The sequence below is a fragment of the Ralstonia sp. 110700041-2 genome, assembly GCF_056280165.1.
Genome location: NZ_JBSFAI010000002.1, coordinates 361273 through 374190, shown reverse-complemented (window position 1 = coordinate 374190; position 12918 = coordinate 361273). Strand labels below are relative to the sequence as shown.

General features: G+C 64.5%; 11 protein-coding genes. 9 read left to right on the top strand and 2 right to left on the bottom strand.

Translation table 11 applies throughout. The annotated features are described in order from the left end of the window. Positions 1-47: 47 nt before the first annotated feature. Together metG and ACUXH0_RS04275 are read right to left on the bottom strand one after the other, a co-directional pair. Positions 48-2120 (bottom strand): methionine--tRNA ligase, encoded by a 2073-nt coding sequence (metG, locus tag ACUXH0_RS04280; RefSeq protein ID WP_024542203.1) that lies wholly within the window; start codon positions 2118-2120, stop codon positions 48-50. A 303-nt stretch (positions 2121-2423) separates the two neighbouring features. Continuing rightward, positions 2424-3053, bottom strand: coding sequence for a YiaD family glycine zipper/OmpA-like lipoprotein (locus tag ACUXH0_RS04275; protein ID WP_009241259.1), 630 nt, complete (start codon positions 3051-3053; stop codon positions 2424-2426). Between the two features lie 205 nt (positions 3054-3258). On the opposite strand from ACUXH0_RS04275, the gene apbC reads away from it, so the two are divergent. The 9 genes from apbC (at position 3259) to ACUXH0_RS04230 (ending at position 12913) form a co-directional block, all read left to right on the top strand. Continuing rightward, the gene (gene apbC / locus ACUXH0_RS04270) at positions 3259-4347 is read left to right on the top strand and encodes an iron-sulfur cluster carrier protein ApbC (protein WP_024542202.1); all 1089 of its coding nucleotides are present in this window, start codon (positions 3259-3261) and stop codon (positions 4345-4347) included. Positions 4348-4357: 10 nt separating this feature from the next. Then, a complete protein-coding gene (locus ACUXH0_RS04265; RefSeq protein WP_004632131.1) occupies positions 4358-4897 on the top strand; it encodes a DUF3305 domain-containing protein in 540 nt (179 codons plus the stop codon). A gap of 11 nt (positions 4898-4908) precedes the next feature. Beyond that, positions 4909-5469: a DUF3306 domain-containing protein gene (locus ACUXH0_RS04260; RefSeq protein ID WP_009241257.1), complete on the top strand. Its 561-nt coding sequence runs from the start codon at positions 4909-4911 to the stop codon at positions 5467-5469. Positions 5470-5549: 80 nt separating this feature from the next. Next, positions 5550-7709 (top strand): 4Fe-4S binding protein, encoded by a 2160-nt coding sequence (locus ACUXH0_RS04255; RefSeq protein WP_012436198.1) that lies wholly within the window; start codon positions 5550-5552, stop codon positions 7707-7709. A gap of 45 nt (positions 7710-7754) precedes the next feature. Then, positions 7755-8426, top strand: a complete 672-nt coding sequence (locus tag ACUXH0_RS04250; RefSeq protein ID WP_009241255.1) for a TorD/DmsD family molecular chaperone — start codon at positions 7755-7757, stop codon at positions 8424-8426. A 235-nt stretch (positions 8427-8661) separates the two neighbouring features. After that, the gene (locus tag ACUXH0_RS04245; protein WP_182593722.1) at positions 8662-8913 is read left to right on the top strand and encodes a twin-arginine translocation signal domain-containing protein; all 252 of its coding nucleotides are present in this window, start codon (positions 8662-8664) and stop codon (positions 8911-8913) included. A gap of 67 nt (positions 8914-8980) precedes the next feature. After that, entirely contained in the window at positions 8981-11986 is a 3006-nt protein-coding gene (locus tag ACUXH0_RS04240) for a molybdopterin-dependent oxidoreductase (RefSeq protein ID WP_009241253.1), read from the top strand. Positions 11987-12002: 16 nt separating this feature from the next. Next, positions 12003-12671 carry a formate dehydrogenase FDH3 subunit beta gene (gene fdh3B / locus ACUXH0_RS04235; protein ID WP_009241252.1) on the top strand — a complete coding sequence of 223 codons (669 nt, stop codon included), beginning with the start codon at positions 12003-12005 and terminating at the stop codon, positions 12669-12671. Further along, positions 12668-12913: a hypothetical protein gene (locus ACUXH0_RS04230; protein WP_009241251.1), complete on the top strand. Its 246-nt coding sequence runs from the start codon at positions 12668-12670 to the stop codon at positions 12911-12913. Before fdh3B ends, ACUXH0_RS04230 begins: the two co-directional genes overlap by 4 nt. Positions 12914-12918: the final 5 nt, after the last annotated feature.

Below are 12918 nucleotides of genomic sequence, written 5' to 3'. Positions count from 1 at the left end.
GGACCGAACGGGGAGTGGACCACCAAGGCCCATCCCCAAAACAACCATTACCGCACCCGCATCCCCGGCACCGCCCCAGAATGCGGCTCAAGAATATAAAGCCCAGGCTGAGCCTTCTCATCGGCAGCCGAAGCCGCCAACACCATCCCTTCCGACATCCCGAACTTCATCTTGCGCGGTGCCAGGTTGGCAACCATCACGGTCAGCTTGCCCACCAGATCTTCCGGCGCATATGCCGACTGGATACCCGAAAACACATTCCGCGTCTGTCCTTCGCCCACATCCAGCGTCAGCTGCAGCAGCTTGTTCGATCCTTCCACGCGCTGGCAGGCGACGATCTTGGCGACACGCAAGTCGATCTTGGCGAAGTCGTCGATGGTGATGGTGTCGGCCATCGGCTCAATGGCGGCAGCACCGTTGGCGGCGGCAGCAGCCGGGGCTTCTGCGGTGGCCTGCAGCGACTGACGATTTGCCTCCACCAGCGCATCCACCTGCTTCTTGTCCACGCGCGTCATCAGGTGGGAGTACGGCTGGATCGGCTTATCCGACGAGAGCTGCGAATCGATCGAACGCCACGTCAGCGGCTCAACGTTGAGGAACGCTTCGATGCGCTCGACCGTGGTGGGCAGAATCGGCTTGAGGTACACGGCCAGCAGGCGGAACGCTTCCAGCGCGACCGAGCATGCGGCGTGCAGCTTTTCGCGGTTGGCTTCATCCTTGGCCAGATCCCACGGTTTCTCGGTGTCGACGAAGGCGTTGACGGCATCGGCCAGTTCCATGACGGCACGCAGTGCCTTGCTGTACTCGCGCTTCTCGTACAGATCGGCGATTTGCGGGGCGGCTTCGCGCAGTTGCACCATCAGCGGATGGCCCAGCGCGGCGTCGCTCACGCGGCCTTCGAAGCGCTTGACCAGGAAGCCCGCCGAGCGGCTGGCGATGTTGACGAACTTGCCCACCAGATCACTGTTCACACGGGCGATGAAATCGTCCAGGTTCAGGTCCAGATCTTCCATCGTCGCGTTCAGCTTGGCCGCGAAGTAGTAGCGCAGCCATTCTGGGTTCAGGCCGGTGTCGATGTAGCTTTGCGCAGTGATGAACGTGCCGCGCGACTTGCTCATCTTCGCGCCGTCCACCGTCAGGAAGCCGTGGGCGAACACGTTGGTTGGCGTGCGGTGGCCGGAGAACTTCAGCATCGCCGGCCAGAACAGCGTGTGGAAATAGAGGATGTCCTTGCCGATGAAGTGGTACTGCTCGGTGGTCGAGTGTTCGTTGATCCACGCGTCGAAATCCAGGCCGCGCTTGGCGCACAGGTTCTTGAAGCTGGCGTAGTAGCCGACCGGCGCATCCAGCCACACGTAGAAGTATTTGCCCGGGGCGCCCGGAATTTCGAAACCGAAGTACGGCGCATCACGCGAGATGTCCCAGTCCGAGAGCTTGGCCTCGCCTTCCTCGCCGAGCCATTCACGCATCTTGTTGGTGGCTTCGGGCTGGGCCAGGTCGGCCACCCAGTCGCGCAGGAAGTTCTCGCAGCGCGGGTCGGACAGCTTGAAGAAGTAGTGTTCCGACGACTTGCGCACCGGGGTCGCGCCCGACACCACGGAGTATGGGTTCTTCAGGTCGGTCGGCTGGTAGGTTGCGCCGCAGACTTCGCACGAATCGCCGTACTGGTCTTTCGCGCCGCACTTCGGGCATTCGCCTTTGATGAAGCGGTCTGGCAGGAACATCTCCTTGACCGGGTCGTAGAATTGCTCGACCTCGCGCACGTCGATCAGGCCGGCTTCCTTGAGCTTGAGGTAGACGTTTTGGCACAGCTCCTTGTTTTCGTCGGAGTCGGTGCTGTAGTAGTTGTCGAACGAGACCAGGAAGTTGTCGAAGTCGCGCTTATGTTCCGTCCAGACGCGTTCGATCAGCTGGCGCGGGGTCAGGCCTTCCTTCTCGGCGCGCAGCATGACGGGCGTGCCGTGCGTGTCGTCGGCACCCACGTAGTAGGTCTCATGACCGCGCATGCGCTGGAAGCGTACCCAGATATCGGTCTGGATGTACTCGACCAGGTGGCCGATATGGATCGGCCCGTTGGCATAAGGCAGGGCGGAAGTGACGAGGATGCGACGTTCGGACATGGGCAGGCCAGAAAGGTGCGGGCGGGCCGCGAACAGGGCGCGGCGCGCGGATAAACGCATATTTTAGCGCGCCCGGCGGTATCAGGCCGTTCCCGGACGAATCTGCGGAACGTGGGTGTGATCGTGGAGTTCGGCCTATGCGTCACGATGCCGCGCATCGTGTGACCCAAAAAAAGCGCCGGTCAGAGCCGGCGCAGCTTTCCACAACGGAAAAGGAGGAGAAATCAGGTACCGCCCGGGAGGTCAGCCACGCATCGCGAGCCAGCAACGTGTGGCAAGCGGCACCTGTTTTCTATGACAGGGTTACCCTTGAATTGGTTTCAAATAAATTTCGACGCGGCGATTTTGGGCGCGGCCGGCCTCGGTGGCGTTGTCGGCAACGGGCTGATTCTGGCCGCGGCCTTCAGCGGAAAGGCGGTTGCGGGCCACGCCGCGGTCCGTCAGGTAGCTCGCCACGCTCTGCGCGCGCTTTTGCGACAGCGTCAAGTTGTAGTTCGGGTTGCCGGTGCTATCCGTGTGGCCGACCACATTGGCGGCCAGCTCCGGATGCTGCGTGAGCGTTTGTGCCACGCTATCCAAGGGGCCGCGGAACGACGGCTTGATCACCGCGCTGTCGGTGTCGAACGAGACCTGGCTCGGAATGTTCAGCTTGAGCGAGCCGTCGGGCTGCTCCGAAATCTGCGTGCCCGTGCCGGCCGTATCGCCAGCCAGCTTGGACTTGATGGCGCCCCAGTTGTAGCCGACAGCTGCACCGGTGGCCGCGCCCAGCGCACCGCCAATGGCGGCGCCCTTGCCGTTGCCGACCAGCGCGCCAATGCCAGCGCCCACGGCCGCGCCAACGCCGGTGCCCATGGCGGTCTGGTTCTGCTGCTCGGTGGCGCAGCCGGCGGCCAGCAGGGCGATCAGCGAGACGGAAATAAGCTTGGCTTTCATGGTTTCTCCTACGGGTAACGGGATCGGTTCTTGTGGGTTTGCCGATATCCGGCGCATCGGAGGGATATTGAGGGGGAATCGGACGAACGGTGCGCCGGCAAAATACAATAGCAAAACAGTAGATAGAGTGGCCAGGGCGCCGCAAAGTTCATGCCGCGTCACCGTTGGCCCGTCCCCCATTCGCATTAGATTTGTGGAGCAAATGTTGAGCGTAACCATCGAACAGATCACCGAAGCCCTGCGCGGCGTGGTGGATCCCAATACCGAGCACGACCTCGTGTCGTCCAAATCGGCGCGCAACATCCGGGTCGATGGCGGCGAGGTGTCGCTCGACGTGGAACTCGGCTACCCCGCCAAGAGCCAGTTCGAGCCGATCCGCAAGCTCGTGATCGGGGCGCTGCGTCAGGTGCAAGGTGTCGAAAATGTGAGCGTGCAGGTGTCGATGAAGATCGTGGCGCACGCGGTGCAACGCGGCGTGCACCTGATGCCGAACGTGAAGAACATCATTGCCGTGGCGTCGGGCAAGGGCGGAGTGGGTAAGTCGACTACCGCGGTGAACCTGGCGCTGGCGCTGGCTGCGGAAGGCGCCAACGTCGGCATTCTCGACGCCGATATCTACGGCCCTAGCCAGCCGATGATGCTGGGCATCCAGGGCCAGCCGGAGTCGGCCGACGGCAAGACGATGGAGCCGATGGAGGGGCACGGCCTGCAAGCCAACTCCATCGGCTTCCTGATCGAACAGGACAACCCGATGGTCTGGCGCGGCCCGATGGTGACCTCGGCGCTCGAACAACTGCTCAAGCAGACCAACTGGCGCGACCTGGATTACCTCATCGTCGACATGCCGCCGGGCACGGGCGATATCCAGCTCACGCTGTCGCAGAAGGTGCCTGTGACGGGCGCGGTGATCGTCACCACGCCGCAGGACATCGCGCTGCTCGACGCCAAGAAGGGCCTGAAGATGTTCGAGAAGGTGGGGATTCCCATCATCGGCGTGGTCGAGAACATGGCGGTGTACTGCTGCCCGAACTGCGGCCATACCGAACACATCTTCGGCGCCGGCGGCGGCGAGAAGATGTGCGAACAGTACGGCGTGCCGTTCCTGGGCAGCCTGCCGCTGAACCTGTCCATTCGCGAGCAGGCCGATTCGGGCCGCCCCACCGTGGTGGCCGACCCCGATGGCGCGATTGCCGGCGTGTACAAGCAGATCGCGCGCCGCGTCGCCATTGCCGTGGCCGAGAAGGCGAAGGACATGACGAGCAAGTTCCCGTCAATCGTCGTGCAGAACACCTGAGCGCCAAGCCATGGATGCCAGCGAACCGTTGTCCAACGATCGTCAGACGGAGCGCCCCTCCGTAAAGGTGGCAGTGGTGCTGTGTCGCCGCCCGACGGCCAACCGCTGGCAGCCGTTCCAGTGGCGGCTTGAGGCTGTCGTGCCCGACCTGGGCGAATACGGCACCGCACCGCGCTGCCTCGATCGCGCTGAGGATGAGAAGGGCGAAGAGCGCTGGCTCACGCCCGGCTTCTCCGTCACGCTGTTTCGCGACGAGGCCGAGGGCTACTACCTGAACGTGACCTCCGCCGCGCCCTGCTGGTTCGTGCTGTGGCGCCTGGGCGAGTCGGGCACGACCGACGAGGGCCGGGCGATTCCGCATACGGTTTCGCTGAGCTACAACGAGGCTGGTCGCTGGCTCGACGGCGGCGAGACGGTCGAAAACGTGCCGTTGGATGCCGCTGCGCTGGAGTGGCTGCAGGCGTACGTGGCCGAAAACTACCGGCCCGAGCCGAAGAAGCGGCGCCGCCCGGAGTCGTTCCTGCCGCCGGAAGACCGCGCGAAGTTCTGAGCGAGACTGCTGTGAGCGACGAAACCTTCCTCTCGCGCTGGTCGCGCCGCAAGGCCGCCGAACGGCGGGGCGAGCCCGAACCGGAAGCGGCATCGCCCGCCGAGCCGGCCCCCGTCGTCGTGCCTGAAGCGTCGACGGTCGAGCCTACGCCCGAAGCGGCACCCCCGCTCACGCTGGAAGACGCCTCCAAGTTGACGCCATCCGATGATTTCTCGCCCTTCGTCGCGCACGGGGTGGACGAAGCCGTCAAGCGTGCCGCGCTCAAGAAGCTCTTCGCCGATCCACACTTCAATGTGATGGACGGGCTCGATACCTACATCGACGACTATTCTCAGCCCGACCCGATCCCGCCCGAGATGTTGCGCGAGCTGCGGCACACGGCGGAACTGCGGTTGTTCGAGCCGCTGGACGAGGATGTGGCTGCGCCGCCAGGAATCGAACCGGTATCGGCCGCTGCACCTCTCGTGACGGGCGAGACGCCGCCTGAACCTGCCGATGCCGAGTCGCCCCGCGTTGATGACCCCGCCCAGGCAACCCCGCATGGCGGCGTTAAGCCGCCGTCCGTAGAATAAAAAGAAGGCCGCGCGGCAAAGACCGTGCTGCCATGTCTCCACAGCCTGCGCCATGCACGTGGGCGCTCACGCACAAATCCATGCCGACACTGCTCTGCAGTTGCAATCACACCATGCCGATCGATGCCGATGCGGTGGGCGACGCCCTGCGCGCGTCTGACGCCGCTATCGACGCCCCCAGCAAGACGCACCACCTGCTGTGCCGCCGCGAGATCAGCGCGTTCACACAGGCGCTGGATGGTACGGAAGACGTCGTTGTTGCCTGCACGCAGGAAAAGGCGCTGTTTGCAGAAGTGGCCGCGCAGCATGAGGGTGTGACCGCACCGATCCATTTCGTCAACGTGCGCGAAACGGGCGGGTGGTCGGCAGGCGCTAAACGCGATGCGCGCGGTTTCCGTGCCAAGACAGCGGCGCTGCTGGCCGTCGCTGGCTTGCCGGCGCCGGAGCCAGTGCCGGTGGTCGACTACCGCTCCGACGGCAACGTGCTGATCATCGGTCCTGCCGAGCGTGCCATGCCGTGGGCGGAACGGCTGGCCGACCAACTGAGCGTGGCGGTGCTCGTCACCGGGCGCGATCGCGCAAGTGGTCCGTTTGTCCCGCCGATGGAGCGCCGCTGGCCGGTCCACGCGGGCGAGCTGGCGCAGGTGAACGGCTGGCTTGGTGCGTTCGAGGTGCAATGGCGCAACCGCAACCCGATTGACCTGGACCGCTGCACGCGCTGCAACGCCTGCATCGATGTCTGCCCGGAAGGCGCCATCGACGCGCTGTACCAGATCGATCTGGATGCATGCCGCGACCATCGCGCGTGCGTCAAGGCGTGCGGCGATGCATTGGCCATCGATTTCAGCCGCGTGGACGCACCGCAGGCGCTATCGGGCCAATTCGACCTGATCTTCGATCTGAACGATGCGCCGGCGTTTGCCCAGCACCAGCCGCCGCAGGGCTACTTCCATGCGGGCGCAGACGCGGGCCGCCAACTGACGGCATCGCTGGCGTTGCTGCAAATGGTGGGGGAGTTTGAGAAGCCCAAGTTCTTCCAGTACAAGGAATCGATCTGCGCGCACGGGCGTAACGGCCAAGTGGGCTGCAACGCTTGCGTGGACGTGTGTTCGGCGTCGGCGATTGCGTCGCAGTGGAAGGACGGCCGCGGCAGCGTGCACGTCACGCCCAATCTCTGTGTGGGCTGCGGTGCGTGTACGACCGCGTGTCCCACCGGCGCCATCACCTATGCCTATCCGAGCGCGCCGTACCAGGGGCGCAAGCTGAAGACGCTGCTCGGCACGTATGCATCGGCGGGTGGGCGTGATGCCGTGGTTCTGCTGCATAACGGTGGGCGGGGCCGCACGCTGATCGAGCAACTGGGCCGTGCCGCGCGTATCGGCAAGGCCCAGGGCGTGCCGGTGAATGTGCTGCCCGTCGAGGTCTTCCATGCGGCATCGACGGGATTGGACCTGTGGCTCTCCGCATTGGCTTACGGCGCCGCGCGCATCGCCATCCTGCTGACGGAAGACGACGCGCCGCAGTACCGCGCGATGCTCGCCGAGCAGGTTGCCGTGGCGCAGGCGGTTCTGCAGGGGCTGGGTGAACCGGCAGACGGGGCGGGTGTGGTGCTGATCGACGTGGCGGATGCGGCGGCGCTTGATGCACGCTTGAGCCACGCCGACGTGTCGGGCCCGGTGCGCGGCTTTCGCCGTGATATGCCGGCGGCCACCTTTGCGGTGGCCGCTGCCAAGCGCGAGGCACTCGATTTCGCGCTCGACCATCTTGCACGCCACGCCAAGGCCACCGAGGCCATCATCCCGCTGCCAGCCGGTGCGCCGTTTGGCGCCATCACCGTGAACCGCGAACGCTGCACGCTGTGCATGGCGTGCGTGGGCGCGTGCCCGTCGCAGGCGCTGCGCGATCAGGCCGAGCGGCCCGTGCTGGCCATGATCGAGCGCAACTGCGTCCAATGCGGCCTGTGCGAGACCACGTGCCCTGAAAGCGCCATCGCCCTCGTGCCGCGTTTGAACCTGTCGGCAGAAGCCCGCCAATCGGCCACGCTCAACGAGGCGCAGCCGTTCCACTGCATCCGCTGCAACAAGCCGTTCGGCACCGCGCAGATGGTCGCGACGATGCTGGCCAAGCTGGGCGCGCATCCGGCGTTCTCCGGCGCCGCCGCCGAGCGCCTCAAGATGTGCAGCGATTGCCGCGTGATCGACATGATGCAGCACGGCGAACGCCCGGGCGCCCCGCACTGAAGACTGCGCATTGAAGACCGCACACTGAAGCCGATTCCCGATCCCATGACCGACGCCCAGCCCCTGCAATTCCAGCCCGCCGCCACGCCCGCCGACAGCGCAGAGGATCTCGCCCGTGCCGACCTGTACGGCCTGCTGGCCACGCTGTTCTTCCACGCGGCAGACGCCGATTTGCTGCAGCGCATCGCGGCCGCGCCGCTGGACCCGATAGGCGACGGCGATATCGCCGCAGCCGATGCGCAAGCCGCCGCCAGTAGTGCTCTCACCCAGGCCTGGCGAAAGCTTGTCGCCCGCGCGGGCCAGACCACCGCCGAGCAGGCCGACGACGAATACACCGAACTGTTTATCGGCGTCGGCAAGCCCGAAGTGTTCTTGTACGGCTCGTACTACCAGGCCGGTTTCATGAACGAGAAGCCGCTCGTGGTGTTGCGCGACGATCTGCGCCGCCACGGCCTGGAGCGCGCCGAGGGCATCACGGAAACCGAAGATCACCTCGCGACCCTGTGCGAGGTCATGCGTTACCTCATCGCCGGGGACGACGTTGCCGTGGCCCGCATCGGAGAGCAGCGCGCATTTTTCCAGCGTCATCTGGCCCCGTGGGTCGATACGGCTTGCGATGCTGTATTGCAGCATCCGCGCGCCGCGCTCTATGCCGATGTGGCGGGATTGGCAAAAGCGTTTTTTGACGTGGAGCGGCTCGCCCTTGAATTGGCATGACAGCCGTCGTCTCGGTTGCCTAAAAAATAAGCGGACGCCGAAGAGCCACGCCGGGCCAGCGTCACGGCGCTCCGGTTCAAATCCGACTCATTGAAAAAATTCATCGGTAAATCGTCAGGAAAATCCCTCGGTGAGGGGTTTTGGGCATGGTTTTCCCATGCCGTTACTCCTAAAATGTGTTGGAAAATTCCTATTACATTCGGTCATCGGTTTGAAAGAGCCGGGGAGCATCGAAATGCCAGGTTTGAACACCGCCCCTCACGTGCGCCCAGAAGCGGATTCCGCTGATGTTGCACCCACTCGCCGCCGCTTCCTGATGGGGGCGGCGGTCGCCGCCGCGGCTGCAGGCACTGCCGCGACAGCCGGCCATCTCGTGCAAGCGCCCACTGCTCCGTCCACACCCGCAACCGACGCCGCGGATGACGGCGCCACCGGTTACCGGCTGAGCGAACACATCCGCAAGTACTACAAGACGACGTGGATCTGATGCGGCTGCACGCGCGCCGCTGTTGCTCCATCGTCATTGCACGCACCCCACATCTTCAGGTGACCTCATGCTTCTGACCCGCAAACCGGCGGTACAGGACACCAAAGCCGCACCGGCTCGACGTTCAAACGGACAGGGCGCCGCATCGCTTGCTGGCAGTCTGGCGCGCAGTCTGGCCGGTGCACTGCCGACCATGGACCGCCGCACCTTCCTCAAGCGCTCTGGCATCGGCGTGGGCGCAGGCCTGGCCGCAACGCAGCTTTCGCTGGTGAAGAAATCGGTGGTGGGTGAAGCCCAGGCGGCCGAGGGAAAGGGAGACATCGTCGTGCGTCGCACGGTGTGCTCACACTGCTCGGTTGGCTGCTCGGTGGATGCCGTCGTGCAGAACGGCGTGTGGGTGCGCCAGGAACCGGTATTCGACTCGCCGATCAACCTGGGTGCGCACTGCGCCAAAGGCGCTGCCCTGCGCGAGCACGGTCACGGCGAATACCGCCTCAAGACGCCAATGAAGCTCGTCGACGGCCGCTACCAGCGCATCAGCTGGGACCAGGCGCTCAATGAGATCGTCGCCAAGATGAACACCATCCGCCAGGAGACCGGACCGGATTCGTTCTTCTTCGTGGGTTCGTCCAAGCACAGCAACGAGCAGTCGTACCTGATGCGCAAGTGGGTGTCGTTCTTCGGCACCAACAACTGCGACCACCAGGCGCGCATCTGCCATAGCACCACCGTGGCCGGCGTGGCCAACACCTGGGGCTACGGCGCGATGACCAACTCGTACAACGACATGCAGAACGCCAAGTGCGCGTTGTACATCGGCTCGAACGCGGCCGAGGCGCACCCCGTGTCGATGCTGCATCTGCTGCATGCCAAGGAAACGGGCTGCAAGGTCATCGTGGTGGACCCGCGCTACACGCGCACGGCGGCCAAGTCGGATGAGTACGTGCGCATACGGTCGGGCACCGACATCGCGTTCCTGTTTGGCGTGCTGTATCACATCTTCAAGAACGGCTGGGAAGACAAGCAGTACATCCATGACCGCGTCTACGGCATGGACAAGGTGCGCGATGAAGTGCTTGCCAAGTGGACGCCGGACAAGGTCGAGGAAGTGTGCGGCGTGCCTGAGGCACAGGTGCACAAGGTGGCCGAGATGATGGCAATGAATCGCCCCAGCACGCTGGTGTGGTGCATGGGCCAGACGCAGCACAGCATCGGCAATGCCATCGTGCGCGCGTCGTGCATTGTGCAGCTGGCGCTGGGTAACATCGGCAAGTCGGGCGGCGGCGCCAATATCTTCCGCGGCCACGACAACGTGCAGGGTGCGACCGACGTCGGCCCCAACCCCGATTCGTTGCCTGGGTACTACGGCCTGGCTGCCGGCGCGTGGAAGCACTTTGCTGGCGTGTGGGGCGTGGATTACGACTGGATCAAGGGCCGTTTCGCCTCGCAGGCCATGATGGAGAAGTCGGGCACCACCGTCTCGCGCTGGGCCGATGCGGTGCTGGAAAAGAACGAGCTGATCGACCAGGACCACAACGTTCGTGCCGTTTTCTACTGGGGGCACGCTCCGAACTCGCAAACGCGCGGGATGGACATGAAGCGCGCGCTCGACAAGCTTGACCTGCTGGTGGTGGTGGACCCATACCCGTCGGCCACGGCGGCCATGGCCAACATGCCCGCCGCCGATGGTACGCCGCCCAATCCGAACCGCGCTGTCTATCTGCTGCCCGCCGCCACGCAGTTCGAAACGTCGGGCTCGTGCACCGCATCGAATCGATCGCTGCAATGGCGCGAGAAGGTCATCGAGCCGCTGTTCGAATCGCAGCCCGACCACGTGATCATGCAGGCGTTTGCCGATCGCCTGGGCTTCGGCAAGGAGCTGTCGAAGAACTACAAGATCACGGAATACAAGCGCGCCGGCATGACATGGCGCGAGCCGGAGATCGAATCGATCCTGCGCGAGATCAACCGCGGCAACTGGACGATCGGCTACACCGGCCAATCGCCGGAACGCCTGAAGGCCCACATGCGCAACATGCATCTGTTTGATGTGCGCACGCTGCGCTGCAAGGGCGGCAAGGATGCCGAAACCGGCTACGACCTGACCGGCGATTACTTCGGCCTGCCTTGGCCCTGCTACGGGACGCCGGAACTCAAACACCCCGGCTCGCCCAACCTGTACGACACCAGCAAGCATGTGATGGAGGGCGGCGGTAACTTCCGCGCCAATTTTGGCGTGGAGCGCGATGGCGTCAACCTGCTGGCCGAAGATGGCTCGTTCTCGCTGGGCTCGGAGTTGACCACCGGCTACCCAGAGTTCGACCACGTGTTCCTCAAAAAACTTGGCTGGTGGGACGACCTGACCGACGCCGAGAAGAAGGCCGCCGAAGGCAAGAACTGGAAGACCGACGTGTCCGGCGGCATCCAGCGCGTGGCGATGAAGCACGGCTGCCACCCGTTCGGCAACGCCAAGGCGCGCGCGATCGTGTGGAACTTCCCCGATGGCATTCCGCAGCACCGCGAGCCGCTGTATTCCACGCGGCCCGACATGGTCGCCAAGTACCCCACGCACGACGACAAGAAGGTCTTCTGGCGCCTGCCGACGCTGTACAAGACGGTGCAGCAGCGCAATATCGAGAACAAGGTCTACGAGAAATTCCCAATCATCCTGACCTCCGGCCGGCTGGTGGAGTACGAGGGCGGCGGCGAAGAGACGCGCTCCAACCCTTGGCTTGCCGAGCTGCAGCAAGAGAACTTTGTCGAGATCAACCCCAAGGCTGCATCTGACCGGGGCATTCGCCACAACGATTTCGTCTGGGTCAAGACGCCCACCGGCGCCCAGATCAAGGTGCGTGCGCTGGTGACGGAGCGTGTGGGTATAGACCACGCCTTCATCCCGTTCCACTTCTCGGGCTGGTGGCAGGGCAAGGATCTGCTCGATTACTACCCGGAGGGCGCCCACCCGATCGTGCGCGGCGAGGCCGTCAACACGGCCACGACCTACGGCTACGACTCGGTGACGATGATGCAGGAAACGAAAACGACGGTCTGCCAGATCGAGCGGTTCGCATAAGGACGGGGAGATCAACATGGCACGTATGAAATTCATCTGTGACAGCGAGCGCTGCATCGAATGCAACGCCTGCGCCACGGCCTGCAAGAACGAACACGAGGTGCCCTGGGGCGTGAACCGTCGCCGCGTGGTGACGATCAACGACGGCATGATCGGCGCGGAGAAATCCATCTCGGTGGCGTGCATGCATTGCTCCGATGCGCCGTGCATGGCGGTCTGCCCGGTCGACTGCTTCTACCGCACCGAAGACGGCGTGGTGCTGCACGACAAGGACGTCTGCATCGGCTGCGGCTACTGCTCGTATGCGTGCCCGTTCGGCGCGCCGCAGTTCCCGAGCCAGGGCACGTTTGGCGTGCGCGGCAAGATGGACAAGTGCACGTTCTGCGCGGGCGGCCCCGAGAAGAACGGCAGCGAGGAAGAATTCGAAAAGTACGGCCGCAACCGCCTGGCCGAAGGGAAGCTTCCGCTGTGCGCGGAAATGTGCTCGACGAAGGCGCTGCTCGGCGGCGACGGCGATGTGATTTCCGACATCCTGCGTAACCGGGTCATGAAGCGCGGGAAGGGCGCGGAGTTGTTCGGGTGGGGCACGGCCTATGGCGGCGCGCAGGGCAAGGGCGGTCAGGCGGCACCGGCAACTCCGGCCGCACCGGCCAAGCCGGCTTCGGCGTCGGGAGCGCAATCATGAGCGCCCCCGCACGATCGACCAGCCTGGTGATCGCCCTTGGTGCTGTGCTGTTGCTCGGTGCCTGCGGTGAACGCCCGCAAACGGCATTCGCCTCGCACCGCAAGGACGACGCGCCTGCCTACAAGGGCGCGGAGGGCGATCCGTTCATGGCCAAGAACTGGACACCCGGCGACCGCACGAGCTGGGAGAACCAGATCCGCGCGCGCGGCCAATACCAGAACGAGTACAACAAGACGCCATGACGCGC